A 21,545-nucleotide genomic window follows, 5' to 3' on the forward strand; every position below is an offset into this window, starting at 1 on the left:
CACTGAAGTGATGAGCACGCCCGTTGTCATGTCGGACGGTCCCTCGCACGGAAACGGCGAACCGTCGCGCTGGGTGCGCCATTGGGCGCATCTGGTCGCGCCGGGCGGCGCGGTGCTCGACGTGGCGTCGGGGGCAGGGCGGCATGCGCGGTTCTTTGCATCGCTGGGCCATCCGGTGACCGCGCTCGACCGCGATGCGGCTGCGCTGGACCTGATGCGCGACGAGCCGCGCATTACCACGCTCGCGGCCGATATCGAAGGTGCCGCATGGCCCTTGCCTGCCGAGGCGAAATTCGCCGCGATCGTGGTCACGAACTACTTGCACCGGCCGCTGTTTCCGCAGCTATTGCGCTCGCTCGCGTCCGGCGGCGTACTGGTTTACGAGACCTTCGCGCAAGGCAACGAAAGGGTCGGCAAACCGTCTAACCCGGCGTTTTTGCTTGCACCCGGCGAGCTGCTCGAGGTGGTGCGCGGCCACCTCCGTGTGGTCGCATTTCAAGACGGATTTCTCGCGCAGCCGCGCCCGGCTTACGTCCAGCGGATATGCGCAATTATGGAGGCGGATCGCTCGGCCGAGCGTGCAGATGCGGCACCCCCGCGTTGTTACGAGCTGGCTGGCTAATCCGCTACAATCGCGGTTTACCTGATCAAATTCATGGCGTTTCATGACTAACGGCAATCAAAGCAGCACTGGCGGTGTTCAGATTCGCGGCAGCATCCCTGCCATCATTACTCCGATGCTCGAAGACGGCGGCCTCGATCTGCCGGCGTTTCGCAAACTGATCGACTGGCATATCGCAGAGGGCACGAACGCACTGGTCGTGGTCGGCACGAGCGGCGAGTCGGCCACGCTGTCGGTCGAAGAACACGTGCTGATGGTCAAAACCGCAGTCGAGCACACAGCGGGCCGGATTCCGGTGATCGCGGGCTCGGGCGGCAATTCCACCACCGAAGCCATCGAGCTCACGCAGCAGGCGAAAGACGTCGGCGCGGACGCGACGCTGCAGGTCGTGCCGTACTACAACAAGCCGACCCAGGAAGGCATCTATCGCCACTTCGCGAAGATCGCCGAAACTGTCGATCTGCCGGTGATCCTGTACAACGTGCCGGGCCGTACGGTCGCGGACATGAGCAACGAAACGATTCTGCGTTGCGCGCAGGTGCCGGGCATCATCGGTGTGAAGGAAGCAACCGGCAATATCGATCGCGCCGCGCACCTGATCAAGTCGGCGCCGGCCTATTTCGGCATCTACAGCGGTGACGATCCCACGGCGATCGCGCTGATGCTGCTTGGCGGGCACGGTAATATTTCGGTCACCGCGAACGTCGCGCCGCGCGCCATGAGCGATCTGTGCAAAGCTGCGCTTGCCGCGGACGCGAAGACCGCCCGCGAGATCCATCTGAAACTCCTGTCGCTGCATAAGAACCTGTTCATCGAGTCGAATCCGATTCCGGCGAAATGGGCGTTGCAGCAACTGGGTCGTGTGCAGGGCGGAATCCGCCTGCCGCTCACGCCGCTCGACGCGCAATACCACGAAGTGGTGCGCGGCGCGCTGCGCGAAGCGGGTCTGCTGGGCTAAGCGGGCTCAAACCCGCACCCCCAGCGCTCAAGAAAGCCTGCCACCGGCATTCCCTTAACCGACGTCGATCCAGCCCACGTTCCCGGCACACAGAACCAGGCACCGCGTTCCAGCATCACGAAGGACCTCATGAAACGTTCCGCACTTTCCCTCCACGCAACCCGCATGGCGGCGCTGGCGCTTGCCCTGGTAACGCTCGCCGGCTGTGACACGCTGAACGACTGGTTCGCCTCCGACCGCGTCAACTACAAGGGCGCGGGCAGCGCACCGCCGCTCGCCGTTCCGGGCGATCTGAGCACCACGCCGACCGATCAGCGCTACGTGGCGCCGCCGGCCAACCTGGCGCTGGGCGGCGCGCAGCAACGCGCGGTCACCGCCGCAGGCAATTCCACCGAAGGCCAGCCGAATGCGCAAGACCCGCTGGGCATGCATATCGAGCGTGACGGCGACCGTCGCTGGCTGGTAGTCGATGGCCGCACGCCGGAGCAACTGTGGCCGCAGCTGCAGGAGTTCTGGCAGGAAAACGGCTTCGCGCTGAAAACCGATGCGCCGGCCACTGGCATCATGACCACCGACTGGGCTGAAAACCGCGCCAATATTCCGGACGACTGGTTCCGTCGCACGGTCGGCAAGGTGATCGACTTCGCTTACTCGTCGGGTACTCGTGACAGCTTCCGCACGCTCGTGTCGCGCGGGCCGGCTGACACGACGGACATCTCGATCACGCATAGCGCGATGGAAGAAATGCTGACGGGCCAGGACAAGACGTCGTCGCGCTGGGAAGAGCGTCCGCGCGATCCGGCGCTGGAAGCGCTGTTCCTGACCAAGCTGATGCAGAAGTTCGGCCTGACCGAAGCACAATCGAAGCAGCTCCTGACCGATGCGCGTTCGGCTACCGCGCCGGCCACGATCGACCAGAGCGCGGGCGCATCGACGCTCGACCTGCAGGAATCGTTCGACCGGGCATGGCTGCGCGTGGGTCTCGCGCTTGACCGTACCAACTTCACGGTCGACAACCGCGACCGCGCGAAAGGCATCTACTACGTGCGTTACGCGGACTCGATGCAGGAGCTGAAGAAGGAAGGGCTCTTCGGCAAGCTGTTCTACAGCGGCAATTCGTCGAAGAAGCCGGGTCAGGAATTCCTCGTCAATGTGCGCTCGAAGGGCGACACCGTGACGCAGGTGGCGGTGCTGGACGCGAACGGGCAGGTGGATAACTCGTCCGACGCGCAGCGCATCGTGACGTTGCTGCACGCGCAACTGAACTAAGCGGGCTGTGCGCTTCGCCAGTCTCGGCAGCGGCAGTGAAGGCAATGCCTTGCTGGTGGAAGCGCAAAGCGGCGCGACCACCACGCGCGTTCTGCTTGATTGCGGCTTTTCGGCCAAGGAAGTCGAGCGGCGTCTGACGCGGCTCGGCGCGAGCGTCGAGGGTCTCGACGCCATTCTGATTACCCATGAACACAGCGACCACATTGGCAGCGCGCTGACGCTGGCGCGCAAGTGGTCAATTCCGTTGTACATGAGCTGGGGCACCGCTCGCGCGGTGGGTGCCGACGAAGCCGACGTCGACCTGCAGGTGCTGTGGGGCGACGAAGCGGTGGCGATCGGCGACCTCAGCATCCTCCCTTACACCGTTCCTCACGACGCCCGCGAGCCGCTGCAGTACGTGCTCTCCAACGGCGCGAGCCGGCTTGGCGTGCTGACGGACGTCGGCACTTCCACGCCGCACATCAGCGCGGTGCTGAGCGGCTGCGACGCGCTTGTGCTCGAATGCAATCACGATGTCCGAATGCTGGCGGGTAGCCGGTATCCTCAATCGCTGAAGGCGCGTATCGGCGGTAATCACGGGCATCTGAACAACGAAGCCGCGGCTGAAATCCTGGCCTCGCTCGACCGTTCGCGCTTGCGCCATCTGGTGGCCGCGCATCTGAGCCAGCAGAACAACACGCCGGAACTGGCGCAGGCCGCCATGGCGGGTGTGCTGGGCGCCGCGCCGACCGAAGTGGTGGTCGCTTCTCAGGATGACGGCTTCGCCTGGCTGAGCTTGTGATCCGTCTCTGATTGTCTGGCATCTGACATCGCCATGTCCGGCGATTCACCGCTGACATGCCGGCAGTGCAATGAAAAAAGCCCATGACGATCGCTCGCCATGGGCTTTTTCTTCAAGGCCGGCGTTGCAGGCGCCGCGCCTTGCGTCAAACTTAGTTGCGGTTGCCGCCGAAGATGCCGAGCAGCGCGAGCAGGTTGACGAACACGTTGTACAGATCCAGGTAGATCGCGAGGGTAGCGGTGATGTAGTTCGTTTCACCGCCGTTCACGACGCGCTGGACGTCGAACAGCATGTAGGCCGAGAAGATCACGATCGCCAGCACCGACACCGTCAGCATCAACGCCGGCAGGTGCAGGAACACGTTCGCGACCGAAGCCAGCAGCAGCACGATGACGCCCATGAACAGCCACTTGCCGAGACCTGAGAAGTCACGCTTGCTGACGGTGGCGATCGTTGCCATGGAGGCGAAGATCACACCAGTGCCACCAAAGGCGAGCATGATCAGCGACGGGCCGTTCGAAAAACCGAGCACGAAGCTCAGGATGCGCGACAGCATCAGGCCCATGAAGAACGTGAAGCCGAGCAGCACGAACACGCCGATGGCGCTGTCTTTGGTTTTCTGGATGGCGAACATGAAGCCGAAGGCGATCGCGAAGAACGCCAGCATGCTCATGCCGGGGCTGGTGGCGGCGAACAGCGAGAAGCCGGTTGCCACGCCCACCCATGCGCCGAGCACGGTCGGAATCATGGACAGCGCGAGCAGCCAGTAGGTGTTCCGTAGTACGCGGTTGCGCGTTTCGACCGTGCTGACTGCGCCATTGCGGCCAAAGCTATACGGATGATCGTTCATGGTCTCTCCTTACCTCAGAAGCGTGTTGCGTAATGGTTGTGCCGCGGGTTGCGCAGCAGGTGGTGCGTCAGGTAGTGCAGCGCCGGCCGGAATGCTTGCCGCCAGTCGCAGGGTGTTCATCCCTAAGATTGGCGCGGTGGCAGGGAGTTTCAATACCCGGAAAATGTCCACACGACCTACGCTACCAGTATTCAGAAACTCCTGCTTGGAGTCTTTCAATGTTGTAAGGGTTCAATCGCAATCATACACGGGAACATGCTACAATAGCGGATTCATTTGAATCTGTAACCTCTTAATTTTTTGGAGTTTTTATGGCGATCGAACGCACCCTGTCGATTATCAAGCCGGACGCAGTGGCCAAGAACGTGATCGGTCAGATCTACAGCCGTTTCGAAAACGCTGGCCTGAAGATCGTGGCTTCGCGCATGGTCCACCTGTCGCGAGCTGACGCAGAGAAGTTCTACGCTGTGCACGCTGCACGCCCGTTCTTCAAGGACCTGGTCGATTTCATGATCTCGGGCCCGGTGGTCGTGCAAGCGCTGGAAGGCGAAAACGCGATCCTGAAGCACCGCGATCTGATGGGCGCAACGGACCCGAAGAAGGCAGAAAAGGGCACGATCCGCGCTGACTTCGCTGACAGCATCGACGCTAACGCGGTGCATGGTTCGGACGCCGCTGAAACGGCTGCAGTTGAAATCGCGTTCTTCTTCCCGCAAGTGAACGTCTACTCGCGTTAAGCGGGTATGGGCAGGTTTGAGCGCGTCTGAGCGCGCTTGACCTGTAAGGCGCGATCCGCGCGATTCGTGCGCTGCCGTTGGATTTGTCGCACGAATCCGCACGAACAGCCCGGCAAAGTAGTAAGGTAAAGCAGCAGGAATGGGCGCGAACGGCATTGCGTTCATGCAGCTTGTTGCATGAACGTAGTCTCGCACTGAAATGGCAGGATTCGATATGACGAGCAGTCCCACCGTCAACCTTCTCGACCTTGACGCCCAAGGGCTTGTCGCCTACTGCGACAGCCTGGGCGAGAAGCCGTTTCGCGCCAAGCAATTGCAGCGCTGGATCCACCAGTACAACGCTGCCGATTTCGATGGCATGACCGATCTGGCGAAGTCCTTGCGCGAAAAGCTCAAAGGGCGCGCAACGATCACGATGCCTGGTATCGTCAGCGACAATATTTCGACCGACGGCACGCGCAAGTGGCTGATCGACGTCGGCAACAGCAACGCGGTTGAAACCGTATACATTCCCGAAGAAACGCGTGGCACGCTGTGCGTGTCGTCGCAGGCCGGGTGTGCGGTCAACTGCCGTTTCTGTTCGACCGGCAAACAGGGTTTCTCCCGCAATCTCACCACCGGCGAAATCATCGGCCAGTTGCGTATGGCCGAGTTCGCGCTGCGCGCGACGCGCGGCACGGACGGTGGGCGCGCCACGGGCGGTGACGGCAAAGGCGAGCGCGTCGTCACGAACGTGGTGATGATGGGTATGGGCGAGCCGCTGCTCAATTACGACGCGGTGGTGCCGGCCATGCGCCTGATGCTGGACGATAACGCGTACGGCCTGTCGCGCCGCCGCGTCACGCTGTCCACCTCGGGCGTCGTGCCAATGATGGACCGGCTTGGCGCCGATCTGCCGGTGGCGCTGGCGGTATCGCTGCATGCCCCGAGCGACCCGCTGCGCGACATGCTGGTGCCGCTGAACAAGAAGTATCCGCTGCGCGAATTGATGGCCGCTTGCCAGCGCTATCTGAAAGTCGCGCCACGCGATTTCATTACGTTCGAATATTGCATGCTCGACGGCGTGAACGACAGCGAAGCGCAAGCGCGCGAATTGCTGGCGGTTACGCGCGACGTGCCGTGCAAGTTCAACCTGATTCCGTTCAATCCGTTCCCTGAATCGGGCCTCATCCGCTCGAAGCCGGAACAGATCAAGCGGTTTGCACAAGTGTTGATGGACGCGGGCATCGTCACCACAGTGCGTAAAACACGCGGCGATGATATCGACGCTGCCTGCGGTCAGTTGGCCGGTGCGGTGAAAGACCGCACGCGCCTCGCTGAGCGCACCGGGAAGGCGGCGAAGATTATCGAGGTGCGCGCCGTGTAATCGCGCGAGATAGTGGGGCGCGAGCGTTCGGAGGAAAGCGATCCGGGCGCGCGAAAATGCTCCACGCCATCCGCGATTGAAAAGAAAGTTTGCAGAAGCGATCGGAAGCGGCACACAAGGCCGCGCATTTTGTTATAAACGGTCTGCGATTCGGGCGTGAGGCTTTGGCCCGTCCGGGTTGCACGAGTGAAAAAGAATCGACGCGAAAGGATTTGGGATGAGTGAGCCGCAGCACCCGCAGCCGCAACCGCAGGACACAGACACAAACGAAGGCCATCCGGCGCCAGTCGCCCGGGCGGTGGTGCAGCCTGTTGTGCAGCCGGGCCCGGCGAGTTTTGATTCCCTGGCGGCAGTTGGCGCGCGCTTGACCCAATTGCGTGAATTGAAGGGCTGGACGATCGAAGACGTGTCAGCGCGCCTGAAGGTCTCTGTCACCAAGCTGCGTGCGCTCGAATCGGGCGACATCAGCCATTTGCCGGACACGACTTTTGCGCTCGGCGTGGTGCGCAGCTACGCGAAGATGCTCGGCGCCGATCCCACGCCGTTCACGCAGGCTTTGCGCCGCGAGAAGGGTGTGCCCGCGCCGGATCTGTCGATGCCGGCGTCGTCGGGCAAGGATTTGCCGCGCGGCCGCGTATCGCTGTCGCTCGGCGGCAGTGGGCAAAAGAGCCGCTCGTGGCTGTGGGGCGTTGCAGCGGTGATCGTCGCGGTGATCGCGCTCGGCATGTGGCATACCAATGGCGGAGATTCGTCGGCGTGGCTCGCACGATTGAAGGCGAGCGCTAACGGCACCGCGGGTGGCGCGACCGGCGCATCGGGCGCGGTGGCGCAGGGTCAGCCGGCAGGTTCCGAGGCAACCGCGGAAGACGCTGCTTCGGCCCCGGAAACTCAGGCTGCAGCGGATAACGCAGCGTCGGCTACGCCGATGCCCGCGCCGCTGGCGACCGGTGCGGCGCCATCTTCCGCTCCGGCGGTCACGGCAGCAGCAGTCGCGCCGAAGGCCGGTTCGCAGGTCCAGGCGGCGGCGCAAAGCGCGAGCGCGCCGGTGGTCGCCGCGATAGGCGCATCGGCCGCAGCGAATACGGCGGATACGGCGGCGCCGGCCGCGGGTGAGGCGATCATCGCGTTGCGCGTGACGCAGGACAGTTGGTTCAGCGTGCGTGGCAAGGACGGCAAGGAAGTGTTCTCCGGCCTCGTGCACGCAGGAGATACGAAGGAAGTAACGGGCGCGGCCCCTTTCAAGGTCACGGTCGGCAACAAGGCGGGTCTCGAGTCGCTTACGCTCGATGGTCAGCCAGTCGATCCGTCGAAATATTCGGCAGCCAAGGGTAATGTGGCGCGCTTCGCGTTGCCTTGATAGATACGGTATGCGTCGCGGCCAACCGGTTCGCGGCGCTTTTTCAATTCAGGCGCTACGTCTTTTGTGTGGCGCATGCGGCGTAAATGGGTTTTTCGATGCAATCCGAAGCTCAATCCCAATCCAGTAGCAAGATCGTTTCAAACGAGCCGGTGTTCGGCGGCCATGCTGCGCGGCGCAAGTCGCACGCGGTCGATGTCCGTTGGGGCGGCCAGCTCGTCACCATCGGCGGCGATGCGCCCGTGCGCGTCCAGTCGATGACCAACACCGACACCGCGGACGCGATCGGCACGGCGATCCAGATCAAGGAACTGGCGCAAGCCGGTTCGGAGCTGGTGCGTATCACGGTCAACACGCCTGAAGCGGCGGCGGCCGTGCCGGCGGTTCGCGAGCAGCTCGACCGCATGGGCGTGTCGGTGCCGCTGGTCGGCGATTTTCATTACAACGGCCATTTGCTGCTGCGCGATTACCCCGCGTGCGCGGAGTCGTTGTCGAAGTACCGGATAAACCCGGGCAATGTCGGCCACGGCGCGAAGCGCGACACGCAGTTCGCGCAAATGATCGAAGCGGCGGTGAAGTACGACAAGCCGGTGCGGATCGGCGTCAACTGGGGCAGCCTCGACCAGGACCTGCTCGCGAAGATGATGGACGAAAACGCCGCGCGTTCCACGCCGTGGGAAGCGCAGAGCGTGATGTACGAAGCGCTGATCCAGTCGGCCATTGGCTCGGCGGAGCGCGCGGTCGAAATCGGCCTGCCGCGCAACAAGATTATTCTGTCGTGCAAGGTCAGCGGCGTGCAGGATCTGATCGCGGTGTATCGTGAGCTCGCGCGCCGTTGCGACTTCGCGCTGCATCTGGGTCTGACCGAAGCGGGCATGGGGTCGAAGGGCATTGTGGCGTCGACCGCTGCGTTGTCGGTGTTGCTGCAGCAAGGCATCGGCGACACGATCCGTATCTCGCTGACGCCGGAGCCGGGTGGCCCGCGCACCGGTGAAGTGATCGTCGGCCAGGAAATTCTGCAGACCATGGGCCTGCGTTCGTTCACGCCGATGGTGATCGCGTGCCCGGGTTGCGGCCGTACCACCAGCACGCTGTTCCAGGAACTGGCGTCGCAAATCCAGACCTATCTGCGCACGCAGATGCCGGTGTGGCGCGATCAATATCCTGGCGTCGAGAAGATGCACGTCGCGGTGATGGGCTGCATCGTCAACGGTCCGGGCGAATCGAAACAGGCGAATATCGGCATCAGCTTGCCGGGTTCGGGCGAAAATCCGGCCGCGCCAGTGTTCATCGACGGCGAGAAGGTCAAGACGCTGCGCGGCGACAACATCGCGCAAGAATTCCAGCAAATCGTGAGTGACTACGTCGAGCGCCGCTATGGTCGCGCCGAAGCACTCAACTAAATACCGCCGATCGAAGACAGATGACTGAACAGAAGAAAAAGCTCGAAAAATTGTCCGGTGTGAAGGGCATGAATGACATCCTTCCGCAGGACGCCGGGCTGTGGGAGTTTTTTGAAGCGACCGTCAAGTCGATGCTGCGCTCGTACGGATACCAGAATATTCGTACGCCGATCATCGAGCACACGCAGTTGTTCAAGCGCGGTATCGGTGAGGTGACCGATATCGTCGAGAAAGAGATGTACAGCTTTACCGACGCATTGAACGGCGAAAATCTGACGATGCGCCCGGAAAACACGGCGGCTGTCGTGCGCGCGACGATCGAGCACAACATGCTGTACGACGGTCCGAAGCGCCTGTGGTACATCGGTCCGATGTTCCGTCACGAGCGTCCGCAGCGCGGCCGTTATCGGCAGTTCCATCAGGTCGGTGTGGAAGCGCTGGGCTTTGCAGGTCCGGATGCCGACGCTGAAATCATCATGATGTGCCAGCGTCTGTGGGACGACCTCGGCTTGATGGGCATCAAGCTCGAGCTCAATTCGCTGGGTCTCGTGGAAGAGCGCGCGGCGCATCGCGTCGAGTTGATCGCATACCTCGAAAAGCACATGGACGTGCTCGACGAAGAGGCGAAGCGTCGCCTGTACACGAACCCGCTGCGCGTGCTCGACACGAAGAACCCGGCCATGCAGGAAGTCGCGCAGAACGCGCCCAAGCTGATCGATTTTCTCGGCGAAGAATCGCGCGCGCACTTCGAAGGCCTGCAGCGCATTCTGAAGGCGAACAACATTCCGTTCACGATCAATCCGCGTCTCGTGCGCGGCCTCGATTATTACAGTCTGACCGTGTTCGAGTGGGTGACCGACAAGCTTGGCGCGCAAGGCACGGTCGCGGCTGGCGGCCGTTACGATCCGCTGATCGAACAGCTTGGCGGTAAGCCGACGGGCGCATGCGGCTGGGCCATGGGTGTCGAGCGTATCCTCGAGTTGCTGAAAGACGAGCAGCTCGTGCCGGAAGACGAGGGCTGCGACGTGTACGTGGTCCATCAGGGCGACGCAGCGCGCGAGCAGGCCTTTATCATCGCCGAGCGTTTGCGGGATACCGGTCTCGACGTGATTCTGCATTGCAGCGCGGACGGTCAGACGGCGAGCTTCAAGTCGCAAATGAAGCGTGCCGACGCGAGCGGCGCGGCATTCGCCGTGGTCCTCGGCGAAGACGAGATTGCGAACGGCACGGTCGGCGTCAAACCGCTCCGTGATACAAGTTCTAACGGCGGTAAAAACGAGCAACATAACGTGCCCGCCGAAGACTTGACCGAATTTCTAATCAATGCGATGGTTGCAACCGCCGAAGACGGCGACGACTGATCGCGATGTCGTCGAGCCCCTTGGCTCGACACGCACACGTATCAAGAAAGAGGAAATCGCCGGGCGATGAGTTACCACGACGAACAAGAATCGATTGAAAGTCTGAAGGCATGGTGGACGCAGTGGGGCAATGCAACCACGTGGATCGTGCTGGTGGCGTTGGTTGCCGCAGCGGGCTGGAACGGCTGGAATTTCTGGCAACGGCGCCAGGCCGCGGAAGCCGCGGTGCTGTATGACCAGGTGCAGCAAGCCGTGGCATCGGGCGACAAGGCGAAGATCACACGCGTTGCCACCGATATGGAAGACAAGTTCAGCCGCACCGCGTATGCGCAGATGACCGCGCTGGGCGCCGCCAAGGCGCTGTACGCCGCGGGTGACGAAGCCGCCGCGAAGACCCAGTTGCAATGGACCATCGATCACGCAAAAGACGACGAGTTCAAGCAGATCGCCAAGCTCCGTCTGGCTTCGCTGCTGCTCGACGACAAGGCTTACGACCAGGGTCTCGCGCTGCTCGCCGAACCGCAGTCCGATGCGTTCAAGGGCATTGTGGCGGACGGCCGCGGTGATCTGCTCGCCGCTCAAGGCAAGCGTGACGATGCGCGCGCGGCCTACAAGCTCGCCCTCGACTCGCTGTCGAAAAACGATAGCTCGGCTCGCCAGTTGATTCAGTTCAAGCTGGACGCGCTGGGCGGCTAATCGCCGCATGCAGCGCGCCGCATGACACGACCAACCGGTCTCCTTTAACTCATTTCCTGAATGCTTCGTCCACCGATGAATCTGCTGAAACGTTACGCTGTGCCCGTTGCCTGTGCGATGACCGTGCTCACCATGGCGGCTTGCTCATCCACGAAAGACGAGCGCCGCGAGCCCACGCCGCTCACCGAGTTCAAACCCGTGCTCGATGTGCAGCAGGCGTGGAAGACGAGCGTCGGCAAGGCGGGCCGTTACCTGTTCTCGCCGGTCGCGGTCGGCAACGCGGTGTACGCGGCGGGCGCGAACGGCTCGGTTGCGAAGATCGACGCGCAAACCGGCAAGGACATCTGGCGCGTCAAGCTGCATGACGATCTGTCGGCCGGTGTCGGCAGCGATGGCACGCTCACGGCGGTCGGCGGCCTGAAGGGCGATGTCTACGTGCTCGGCGCGGACGGCAAACAATTGTGGACCGCCAAGGCGCCTGGCGAAATCATCTCGCCGCCGCTGGTCGGCAACGGCCTCGTGGTAGTGCGCACGGTCGACGGTCAGATCGTCGCGTTCAATGCGCAAACTGGCGAGCAGAAGTGGAATTATCGCAACCGCGCGGTGCCGCTCAACCTGCGCGTTTCCTCGGGCATGACGTTCGCGGGCGACGCGGCGGTGCTGGCCGGCTTCCCGGGCGGCGCGTTCGCCGCGATCAACCTGCAGACCGGCGACAACTACTGGCAGACCCCGGTGTCGTATCCGAAGGGCGTGACGGAAGTGGAGCGCATCAATGACGTGACAGGCCCGCCCACGCTGCTTGGTTCGGAAACCTGCGCGGTGACGTTCCAGGGTCAGATTGGCTGCTTCGATGCGAACTCGGGCCGCGCGGTGTGGGAAAAGGCGTTTTCGAGCACGAGCGGTCTCGCCCAGGATGACCGCGCTGTGGTTGCGGCTGACGACTGGTCAGTGGTGTCGGCGTTCGATGTCAGTAACGGCGCGCCGCTGTGGAAGAACGACAAGCTGAAGAATCGCGAGCTGGGCGTCCCGTTCATCCTCGGTCATGCCGCCGTGCTGGGCGACTATCAGGGCTACGTGCACTTCCTGTCGCGCGACGACGGTACGCTCGTGGCTCGTGTGAAAACCGATGGCAGCCCGATTACCGCAGCGCCGGTGCTGGCCGGCGAAACGCTGGTCGTGCTGACGCACGACGGCGACCTGTACGGCTACCGCCCGCGCTGATCGCGCAGGCTATTGACAGTCCAGCGTCGTCAAGCGTGCAGGCCGGCTTCGCCGGCCGCACGCGTTTTTGTTGTATAGCTGGGCAACCAGAAATATTCCGCCGGACTGGCTGGTCCGGCAAGTCGGATCAGAAACGGCCCATGTGGCCATCGGTGGCTGCTTGCGGCGCCACCTTCGACGGCATCCTGGTCGATACCGCAGAGAATCGTATCGAACCGGCGTGTGAGCCGTTGAGCAAGAAAGACTGAAGCTGGCGGCCCACTGGCGCCGCCCCATACAGCCAAACCCCCGTCCGCCCGGGTGCGCATATTGACAGCACATCCGGGGCTGGCCGAATTCGTGATAATTTTCGTCAAAGGCTGCCGTGTAGCGGCCGCATGGCGTCGCTACGCGGGCCGTCGATTTCGATCCCGCGTTTCACCGTGAACAACATCTGATGAAACCCGTTATTGCCCTGGTTGGGCGCCCCAATGTGGGGAAATCCACGCTATTCAACCGTCTCACGCGCACGCGTGATGCGCTGGTTGCCGACCTGCCCGGTCTCACCCGCGATCGCCATTACGGCGAGGGGCGCGCCGGCGACCGGCCGTATCTGGTCGTCGATACCGGCGGCTTCGAGCCGGTCGCGAAAGACGGCATCCTGCACGAGATGGCGCGTCAAACCCGCCAGGCGGTCGAGGAATCGGACGTCGTCGTGTTCATCGTCGATGGCCGCAACGGTCTCGCGCCGCAGGACAAGACGATTGCCGACTACCTGCGCAAGACCGGCCGGCCGATCTTCCTCGTCGTCAACAAGGCGGAGGGGATGAAGTACAGCACGGTGGCCGCCGACTTCTACGAACTCGGTCTCGGCGACCCGCGCGCGATTTCGTCGGCACACGGTGACGGCGTCACCGAAATGATCAATGACGCGCTGGGTGTCGCGTACGCCGGACAGCCGGAAGAAAGCGACGAGGAAAAACAGGCGCACGGCGTGAAGATCGCGATCGTCGGCCGGCCGAACGTCGGCAAGTCGACCTTGATCAATGCGCTGGTGGGCGAAGAGCGCGTGATCGCGTTCGACATGCCGGGCACGACGCGCGATTCGATCTACGTCGACTTCGAGCGTCAAGGCAAGCCATACACGCTGATCGACACGGCTGGTTTGCGTCGCCGCGGCAAGGTGTTCGAAGCGATCGAGAAGTTCTCGGTGGTGAAAACGCTGCAATCGATTTCGGACGCGAATGTCGTGATCCTGCTGCTTGACGCACAGCAGGATATTTCCGAACAGGACGCGCACATTGCCGGTTTCGTGGTGGAGCAGGGCCGCGCGCTGGTGGTGGGCGTGAACAAATGGGACGGGCTCGATTCGCATGTGCGCGAGCGCACTAAGGCAGACATCGAGCGCAAACTAAAATTTCTCGACTTCGCCAAATTCCACTTCATTTCCGCCGCGGAAAAAACCGGAATCGGCCCGCTGATGCGCTCGGTCGACGACGCCTACGCCGCCGCCATGGCCAAGCTGCCGACGCCGAAGTTGACGCGCGCGCTGATCGAGGCAGTGGAATTCCAGCAGCCGCGCCGACGCGGTCCGGTGCGCCCGAAACTGCGTTACGCGCACCAGGGCGGACAGAATCCGCCGATCATCGTGATTCACGGCAATGCGCTCGATGCGATCACCGAAACGTACAAACGCTACCTAGAAAACCGCTTCAGGGAAACTTTCAAGCTGACTGGGACTCCATTGCGCATAGAGTTCAGATCGTCGACGAACCCTTACGCGGATAAAGGCTAAATCCAGGCTGAAACCCGCGTGTGTGTTGGGTTTGGCCGCGAGGCCGGCCCGCTCGCGCAAAAATGAAAATCGGCTATAGTGTAGCGGTTGACGGCGGATCTCTTTTTCTTCGTCGTCAATTCAGTCAACCTGCAAAAAAATACGGAGTTTGCTATGAGCAACAAAGGGCAATTGTTACAAGACCCGTTTTTGAACGCACTGCGTAAAGAGCACGTGCCGGTGTCGATCTACTTGGTCAACGGCATCAAGCTTCAAGGGAACATCGAATCGTTCGACCAGTACGTCGTGTTGCTCCGGAATACGGTCACCCAGATGGTCTACAAGCACGCAATTTCTACTGTCGTGCCTGCCCGTCCGGTGAATTTCCACCCGGATTCCGAACAGTCCTAATCCCCGTCCGCGGCCGGCGTAGCGTCGCCCGTTGGCGATTACTCCCGGCCGCCTTATTTTGATACCCTCCAATTTGATCAATGCAGCGCTTGTCGGCATCGACTTCGGTAAGATCGATTTCGAAGCCAGTCTGGAAGAACTCAGCCTGCTCGCGCAAAGCGCGGGCGCCAATCCCTTAGTCACCCTCACGGGGCGCCGGTCCAGTCCCGATGCCAAGATGTTTGTCGGCAGTGGCAAGGCCGAAGAATTGCGTCTTGCCTGTGAGGCGAACGACATCGAACTCGTCATTTTCAATCACGCTCTGGCGCCTGCGCAGCAGCGCAATCTGGAGCAGGCGCTTAACCGCCGCGTGATTGATCGCACAAGCCTCATTCTCGATATTTTTGCGCAACGCGCCCGCAGCCATGAAGGCAAGCTGCAGGTGGAGCTCGCGCAGTTGCAGTATCTATCGACGCGGCTAATCCGCGCGTGGACCCACCTTGAGCGCCAGAAGGGCGGTATCGGTTTGCGCGGCCCTGGCGAAACGCAGCTCGAAACCGACCGCCGTTTGATCGGCGAGCGCATCAAGGCGCTCAAGACCCGCCTCGAAAAACTGCGCCGTCAGCACGGCACGCAGCGCCGCGCGCGCAGCCGCAATCAGACGATGTCCGTGTCGCTTGTCGGCTACACCAACGCGGGCAAATCCACGCTCTTCAATGCGCTGACGAAGGCCCAGGCGTACGCCGCCGACCAGCTGTTCGCCACGCTGGATACCACGTCCCGCCGTGTCTATCTCGGCGACGAAGCCGGCCAGGTGGTGGTATCCGACACGGTCGGATTCATTCGCGAATTGCCTCACCAACTGGTGGCGGCTTTCCGCGCCACGCTCGAGGAAACCATCCACGCCGACCTGCTGCTGCATGTGGTCGACGCGTCGAGCGCCGTGCGCCTCGATCAGATCGATCAGGTGAACGAGGTGTTGCACGCAATTGGTGCGGATACGATCCGTCAGGTGCTGGTGTTCAACAAGATCGACGCCGTGCCGGAGTTGGCGGCCCGTGGCGACGCGGTCGAGCGGGATGAGTATGGTAATATTTCGCGCGTCTTTTTGAGCGCGCGCACGGGGCAAGGGCTGGATACATTGCGCGCTGCCATCGCTGAAATCGCTACTGCCGAACCTCTCTCCGAAACGCTGGTCGATCTTTCGGAAGAAGACCGGTCGGCAGCACCACGCGAGGACCGCAAGGTCTCAGAACTCGGGCACTGACCCGCTCCAATTGCACTGACCCGCTGTCTACTCTGGTGAACGAACACAGGTGAACGATTACAACGAGCGGAGTATCTGGCTGCGCATGCGCGCCATGCTTTCACTGAACGATCCGCGCTGGGGCCGGGGCGACGGCAATGGCGAACGCCAACGACCCAACGAACCCAAGCGGCCGCCGGCCAAGGACGGTGAAGGCCCGCCCGATCTCGACGAGATGTGGCGCGATTTCAACCGCCGTTTGAGCCGGGTGTTCGGCCGCAAGGGTGGCGGCACAGGCGGTGGCCGTCCGGACAACGGTCGCGGCGCGCGCATTGGTGTGGGCATCGTGATCGGCGTATTGATCGCGATCTATCTCGGCAGCGGCGTGTTTGTCGTGCAGGATGGCCAGGCCGGCGTCGTGATGCAGTTCGGCAAGTATCGCTACACCGCGGGGCAGGGTGTGCATTGGCGCCTGCCGTATCCGTTCGAAGCGCACGAGCTCGTCAACATCGGCCAGATTCGCCAGGTGGAGATCGGCCGTAACAACGTGGTGCACCTCGCCAACGTGAAGGACGCGTCGATGCTCACGCACGACGCCGATATCGTCGACGTGCGCTTTGCCGTGCAGTACCAGGTGAGCAAGCCGACCGACTATCTCTTCCGCAGCATCGATCCCGATCAGAGCGTGATGCAGGCCGCACAGGCGGCGGTGCGCAGCATCGTCGGTGCGCGCAGCACCAGTGACATCCTCTATCAGGATCGCGAAACAATTCGCCAGCAACTGATGGCGTCGATTCAGCAATCCCTGGATGAATACCAGTCCGGCCTCGCCGTGACCGGTGTGACGATCCAGGGTGTGCAGGTGCCCGACCAGGTGCAGGCCGCTTTCGACGATGCCGCCAAAGTGCGTCAGGACAACGAACGCGCCAAACGCGACGCGCAGGCCTATGCCGCCGAGCTGCTGCCGCGCGCGCAAGCAGATGTGGCGCATCAGGTCGACGAAGCGAAAACGTATAGCGACAAGACGGTGACCCAGGCGCAAGGCGATGCCGAGCGCTTCAAGCAGGTCTACGCGCAGTACTCGAAAGCGCCCGCTGTGATTCGCGAGCGCATGTACCTGGAAACCATGCAGCAGATCTATTCGAATACGACCAAGGTGTTTGTGGACAGCAAGAGCGGCAACAACGTGTTGTATCTGCCGCTCGACAAGCTGGTCGAGCAGACCCGGCAGCACGTTGCCGACGCTGCTGCGGCCGCTTCCGGCGCTGCCGTTACGTCGGGCGCTGCCGTGCCGCAAGCCGCGAGCAGCACCACCGCACCGGCCGCTGCTTCCGCTCCCGCCGCGGTTGCGACGCCTGCCAGCCAGGCCGCCGCCAGCAGCGATGCACTGCGTTCACGCGACTCCTTCCGCAGCCGTATGCGCGAAGACGACGTTCAATAAGGAGCGCACATCATGAACAAGATCATTGCGCTCGTCGTTGCCGTCGTCATCGTGCTGTTTGCCGCATCGTCGATGGTATTCGTGGTCGACCAGCGGCATATGGCTGTGCTGTCCTCGCATGGCGACACCGCGCCCGAATTGCTCGGCCCGGGCCTGCACGTGAAGCTGCCGCCGCCGTTGCAAACGGTCACGCTGGTCGATAACCGGATCCAGTCGCTCGACGCGCCAGATGAAGACCGTTATGTCACGTCGGACAAAACCGACCTGCTGGCCAACCCGGTCATCAAATACCGCGTAACCGATCCGCTGAAGCTGCTCGCCGAAACCCGGGGCGACGTGCAAAGTCTGGCGGACCGCCTGGCGCTGCTGTCGCGCAGCGCGCTCGGCGACGCGTTCGGCAAGGTCACGCTGACCGATGCGCTGGCGAAGCAACAAGCCGTCGCGGACGAAGCGCGCGGCACGATGAGCAAAGCCGCGGCATCGCTGGGCGTTTCGGTGCTCGACGTGCAACTGACGCGCGTCGATTTCCCGGCCGCGATGGCCGACTCCGTCTACAAGCGGATGATCGCCGCACGCCAGCAGGCCGCGGCCGACGAACGTGCGAAGGGCACGGCCGAGGCCGACCAGATCAAGGCGGATGCCGTCAGCCAGCAACAGGCGATTCTCGCGGACGGCTATCGTCAGGCGCAGACCATCAAGGGCGAGGGCGATGCCAAGGCAGCGGAAATCGCGGCCGAGGCATATGGCAGCGACCCGCAGTTCTACCAGTTTTATCAAAGCATGCAGGCGTACAAGAACACCTTCAAGCCAGGCGACGTGATTGTGGTCGACCCGAGCAACGAGTTCTTCCGCTTCATGCGTAGCCCGACCGGCGGCGCCGCCCCGGACGCTCCCGCGGCACCGCGCAAACACTGATAACCGGAACGCCGCGGCATCCGCATCGCGGCCCCTTCATTCGCATGGACATAGCCGGCTCGTTACTGCTCGCGATCGCATTGATGCTGATTATCGAAGGGATGTTTCCCTTCGTTTTTCCGAGCGCCTGGCGCGACACGTTCCGTAAAATAGCGGAACGGCCCCCGCATCAGATTCGCGTCGGCGGGCTGGTCGTGATGGTGCTCGGGTTGATCCTGCTGTTTATCGTGACCTGAAGGCGCTGCATGGCGCCGCCGCTGCGCGCCGTTGCGTTGGCCCGCCATATGCGCGGCATCAGTGGCGGGCAACGGCGAGCGTTCAGCAGCGCGGGCCAGGAAGCTGGCAAAAGGGTCACGAAGGGCCGCGAAGGGCCGTTCCGATACCCGCGACAGCCGCCAGAATAGAGCCGTCGCCCGCCATTCACACACACTTACCGGCGCACCCAGCCGCCGTGTTCAACGTCGTAGGACTGTATCGATGTCGACCTGGTTACTTCCCGAGAATATCGCCGACGTGCTGCCGTCGGAAGCCCGCAAGATCGAAGAGTTGCGGCGCCATTTGCTGGACCGTTTCCGCTCGTACGGCTACGAGATGGTGATGCCGCCGCTGCTCGAGTACCTCGAGTCGCTGCTCAGCGGCGGCGGGCACGATCTGAATCTGCGCACGTTCAAGCTCGTCGATCAGATGTCCGGGCGCACGCTTGGTCTGCGCGCCGACATCACGCCGCAGGTCGCGCGTATCGACGCGCACCTGCTGAATCGCCAGGGCGTGACGCGGCTCTGCTATGCCGGCAATGTGGCGCATACGCGTCCGCGCGGCCTGCACGCCACGCGTGAGCAGATCCAGATCGGCGCGGAAATCTACGGTCACGCCGGTCTCGAAGCAGATCTGGAAATCCAGCAGTTGATGCTCGACGCGCTGCGTCTGGCCGGCCTCGCGAAAGTGCGGCTCGATTTGTGTCATGCCGGCGTGCTCGCCGCGTTGATCGAAGCGGAGCCTGCTGCTGCGGAGTTGGGCCAATCGCTCTACGATGCATTGGCCGGCAAGGATGTGCCGCGTCTCGTCGAGTTGACGGCCAATCTCACGCCGGTCACGCGCGACGCATTGCGCTCGCTCCCCACGCTCTACGGCGACGCCTCGGTACTCGACGAAGCCCGTGCACGCTTGCCGAACGCACCGGCTATCGCCCGCGCGCTCGACGACCTCGCATTCCTCGCGAGCCAGGTAGACGGCGCCGAAGTGATGATCGACCTGGCCGATTTGCGCGGCTACGCGTACCACAGCGGCGTGATGTTCTCGGCGTATGTGGACGGCGTGCCGAACGCGGTTGCGCGCGGCGGCCGTTATGACCACGTCGGCCAGGCCTACGGCCGTGCGCGTGCGGCAACCGGCTTCTCGCTCGATCTGCGTGAAGTTGCTCGCATTTCGCCCGTTGAGGCCCGCAGCAGCGCGATTCTCGCGCCGTGGCAGCATGACGACGCGCTGCGCGTGAGCGTCGCCGCATTGCGCGATGCCGGTGAAGTGGTGATCCAGGCGCTTCCTGGTCACGAGCACGATCTGGACGAATTTGCCTGCGACCGCGTGTTGGTCGAGCGCAACGGCGCGTGGGTCGTCGAACCCCGTTCCTGAGCGCGAATCGATAGACCGCCCGAGGGGCATCCCAAGGGCATTTCAGAAGGCGTCCAAAGCGTCGCCGGACCCGGCGCGGCCACTCGCCGCGCTATTTTCCCTATACCCACCATAACGTGCATACCGTTGAGCGGAAACGGAAAAATTCGGAAGGTTCCGCGAACATAGGTAGAATACGTTTTTAACCAGCTTACGAAACAACATGTCTGCCAGCGCAGTGAATGTGAACCCCGGGCGCAACGTCGTCGTCGTGGGGACCCAGTGGGGTGATGAAGGCAAGGGCAAGATCGTCGACTGGCTGACGGACCACGCTCAAGGCGTCGTTCGCTTCCAGGGCGGTCACAATGCCGGTCACACGCTTATCATCGGCGGCAAGAAAACCATCTTGCGTCTGATTCCGTCGGGCATCATGCATCCCGGCGTCGCGTGCTACATCGGCAATGGCGTCGTGTTGTCGCCGGAAGCGCTGTTCAAGGAAATTGGCGAGCTCGAAGCCGCCGGGGTCGATGTTCAGAATCGCCTCTTCATTTCCGAAGCCACCACCCTGATCCTGCCGTACCACATTGCCATCGACCAGGGCCGCGAAGCGCGCCGCGGCGCGAGCAAGATCGGCACCACCGGCCGCGGCATCGGCCCGGCCTACGAAGACAAGGTGGCGCGCCGCGGTTTGCGCGTGCAGGACCTGTTCGAGCCGGAAAGCTTCGCCGAACGTCTGCGTGAAAATCTCGATTATCACAACTTCGTGCTGACGCAATACCTGGGCGTCGCCGCGGTCGACTTCCAGCAAACGCTCGACACGATGCTGAGCTATGCCGACCGTCTGAAGCCGATGGTGACCGACGTGTCGCGTCGTCTGTACGACGAAAATGCCGCAGGCAACAACCTGCTGTTCGAAGGTGCGCAAGGCACGCTGCTCGACATCGACCACGGTACCTATCCGTACGTCACGTCGAGCAACTGCGTGGCCGGTGCGGCTACCGCGGGTGCCGGCGTCGGTCCGCAAAAGCTGAACTACATTCTCGGTATCACCAAGGCGTATTGCACGCGTGTCGGTTCGGGTCCGTTCCCGAGCGAACTGTACGACGCGGATAACGCAGCGCGTCAGGAGCCGATCGGCCTGGAACTCGCCAAGGTCGGCAAGGAATTCGGCTCGGTCACCGGCCGTCCGCGCCGCACCGGCTGGCTCGACGCCGCCGCGCTGCGCCGCTCGATCCAGATCAACGGCGTGTCGGGTCTGTGCATGACCAAGCTCGACGTGCTCGACGGTCTCGACGAAGTGAAGCTGTGTGTCGGCTACACGGTCGACGGCAAGAACGTCGACCTGCTGCCGCGTGGCGCATCGGAAGTCGCGCGTTGCGTACCGGTGTACGAAACCTTCGCGGGCTGGAAGGAAAGCACCGTCGGCATCACGGAATGGGACAAGCTGCCGGCCACCGCGCGTGCGTATCTGACGCGTGTGCAGGAAGTCGCAGGCATTCCGATCGACATGGTGTCGACCGGTCCGGATCGCGACGAAACGATTCTGCTTCGTCATCCGTTCAAGGTTTAAG

At 62.7% G+C, this 21,545-nt stretch carries 20 protein-coding genes; 19 read left to right on the forward strand and 1 reads right to left on the reverse strand.

The genetic code is table 11. From position 1 onward, the window contains the following. The first annotated feature begins 10 nt into the window (after positions 1–10). From M0D64_RS08460 to M0D64_RS08475, 4 genes are all read left to right on the forward strand, one after another. Positions 11–622, forward strand: coding sequence for a bifunctional 2-polyprenyl-6-hydroxyphenol methylase/3-demethylubiquinol 3-O-methyltransferase UbiG (locus M0D64_RS08460; protein WP_266257306.1), 612 nt, complete (start codon positions 11–13; stop codon positions 620–622). 43 nt (positions 623–665) lie between these two features. Next, the gene (dapA, locus tag M0D64_RS08465) at positions 666–1,580 is read left to right on the forward strand and encodes a 4-hydroxy-tetrahydrodipicolinate synthase (RefSeq protein ID WP_171925479.1); all 915 of its coding nucleotides are present in this window, start codon (positions 666–668) and stop codon (positions 1,578–1,580) included. Positions 1,581–1,709: 129 nt separating this feature from the next. Further along, positions 1,710–2,849 (forward strand): outer membrane protein assembly factor BamC, encoded by a 1,140-nt coding sequence (gene bamC / locus M0D64_RS08470; RefSeq protein WP_266257307.1) that lies wholly within the window; start codon positions 1,710–1,712, stop codon positions 2,847–2,849. A gap of 7 nt (positions 2,850–2,856) precedes the next feature. Continuing rightward, complete coding sequence (locus M0D64_RS08475; RefSeq protein ID WP_266257308.1) at positions 2,857–3,630, forward strand: MBL fold metallo-hydrolase; 774 nt, start codon at positions 2,857–2,859, stop codon at positions 3,628–3,630. 151 nt (positions 3,631–3,781) lie between these two features. Here the strand turns inward: M0D64_RS08475 and M0D64_RS08480 are convergent, their stop codons facing one another. Then, entirely contained in the window at positions 3,782–4,480 is a 699-nt protein-coding gene (locus M0D64_RS08480; RefSeq protein WP_054038214.1) for a Bax inhibitor-1/YccA family protein, read from the reverse strand. 311 nt (positions 4,481–4,791) lie between these two features. On the opposite strand from M0D64_RS08480, the gene ndk reads away from it, so the two are divergent. From ndk to M0D64_RS08555, 15 genes are all read left to right on the forward strand, one after another. After that, positions 4,792–5,217: a nucleoside-diphosphate kinase gene (gene ndk / locus M0D64_RS08485; RefSeq protein WP_012433533.1), complete on the forward strand. Its 426-nt coding sequence runs from the start codon at positions 4,792–4,794 to the stop codon at positions 5,215–5,217. Between the two features lie 214 nt (positions 5,218–5,431). After that, a complete protein-coding gene (rlmN, locus tag M0D64_RS08490) occupies positions 5,432–6,583 on the forward strand; it encodes a 23S rRNA (adenine(2503)-C(2))-methyltransferase RlmN (protein ID WP_266257309.1) in 1,152 nt (383 codons plus the stop codon). A 217-nt stretch (positions 6,584–6,800) separates the two neighbouring features. Beyond that, a complete protein-coding gene (locus M0D64_RS08495) occupies positions 6,801–7,940 on the forward strand; it encodes a helix-turn-helix domain-containing protein (protein ID WP_266257310.1) in 1,140 nt (379 codons plus the stop codon). Between the two features lie 86 nt (positions 7,941–8,026). Continuing rightward, a complete protein-coding gene (gene ispG, locus M0D64_RS08500; protein ID WP_097389675.1) occupies positions 8,027–9,343 on the forward strand; it encodes a flavodoxin-dependent (E)-4-hydroxy-3-methylbut-2-enyl-diphosphate synthase in 1,317 nt (438 codons plus the stop codon). Between the two features lie 20 nt (positions 9,344–9,363). Beyond that, a complete protein-coding gene (gene hisS / locus M0D64_RS08505) occupies positions 9,364–10,704 on the forward strand; it encodes a histidine--tRNA ligase (RefSeq protein WP_266257311.1) in 1,341 nt (446 codons plus the stop codon). A 66-nt stretch (positions 10,705–10,770) separates the two neighbouring features. Then, positions 10,771–11,400 (forward strand): tetratricopeptide repeat protein, encoded by a 630-nt coding sequence (locus tag M0D64_RS08510; protein WP_171925483.1) that lies wholly within the window; start codon positions 10,771–10,773, stop codon positions 11,398–11,400. 75 nt (positions 11,401–11,475) lie between these two features. Further along, positions 11,476–12,621, forward strand: a complete 1,146-nt coding sequence (gene bamB, locus M0D64_RS08515) for an outer membrane protein assembly factor BamB (RefSeq protein WP_171925484.1) — start codon at positions 11,476–11,478, stop codon at positions 12,619–12,621. A 436-nt stretch (positions 12,622–13,057) separates the two neighbouring features. Then, the gene (gene der / locus M0D64_RS08520) at positions 13,058–14,395 is read left to right on the forward strand and encodes a ribosome biogenesis GTPase Der (RefSeq protein WP_093633525.1); all 1,338 of its coding nucleotides are present in this window, start codon (positions 13,058–13,060) and stop codon (positions 14,393–14,395) included. Between the two features lie 153 nt (positions 14,396–14,548). Continuing rightward, positions 14,549–14,785 carry an RNA chaperone Hfq gene (hfq, locus tag M0D64_RS08525; protein WP_006051315.1) on the forward strand — a complete coding sequence of 79 codons (237 nt, stop codon included), beginning with the start codon at positions 14,549–14,551 and terminating at the stop codon, positions 14,783–14,785. A 58-nt stretch (positions 14,786–14,843) separates the two neighbouring features. Continuing rightward, positions 14,844–16,031 carry a GTPase HflX gene (gene hflX, locus M0D64_RS08530; RefSeq protein WP_128576780.1) on the forward strand — a complete coding sequence of 396 codons (1,188 nt, stop codon included), beginning with the start codon at positions 14,844–14,846 and terminating at the stop codon, positions 16,029–16,031. Positions 16,032–16,080: 49 nt separating this feature from the next. Further along, on the forward strand, positions 16,081–17,451 hold the full coding sequence (hflK, locus tag M0D64_RS08535) for an FtsH protease activity modulator HflK (protein ID WP_168435890.1): 1,371 nt from the start codon (positions 16,081–16,083) through the stop codon (positions 17,449–17,451). 12 nt (positions 17,452–17,463) lie between these two features. Further along, positions 17,464–18,366 carry a protease modulator HflC gene (hflC, locus tag M0D64_RS08540; protein WP_266257312.1) on the forward strand — a complete coding sequence of 301 codons (903 nt, stop codon included), beginning with the start codon at positions 17,464–17,466 and terminating at the stop codon, positions 18,364–18,366. A 44-nt stretch (positions 18,367–18,410) separates the two neighbouring features. Then, positions 18,411–18,602 carry a DUF2065 domain-containing protein gene (locus tag M0D64_RS08545; protein WP_054041860.1) on the forward strand — a complete coding sequence of 64 codons (192 nt, stop codon included), beginning with the start codon at positions 18,411–18,413 and terminating at the stop codon, positions 18,600–18,602. Positions 18,603–18,843: 241 nt separating this feature from the next. After that, a complete protein-coding gene (locus tag M0D64_RS08550) occupies positions 18,844–19,995 on the forward strand; it encodes an ATP phosphoribosyltransferase regulatory subunit (RefSeq protein ID WP_266257313.1) in 1,152 nt (383 codons plus the stop codon). Between the two features lie 202 nt (positions 19,996–20,197). Continuing rightward, positions 20,198–21,544, forward strand: coding sequence for an adenylosuccinate synthase (locus tag M0D64_RS08555; protein WP_054041858.1), 1,347 nt, complete (start codon positions 20,198–20,200; stop codon positions 21,542–21,544). Position 21,545: the final 1 nt, after the last annotated feature.

This window comes from Paraburkholderia sp. WS6 (assembly GCF_030464835.1).
Classification (GTDB): Bacteria; Pseudomonadota; Gammaproteobacteria; order Burkholderiales; family Burkholderiaceae; genus Paraburkholderia; species Paraburkholderia madseniana.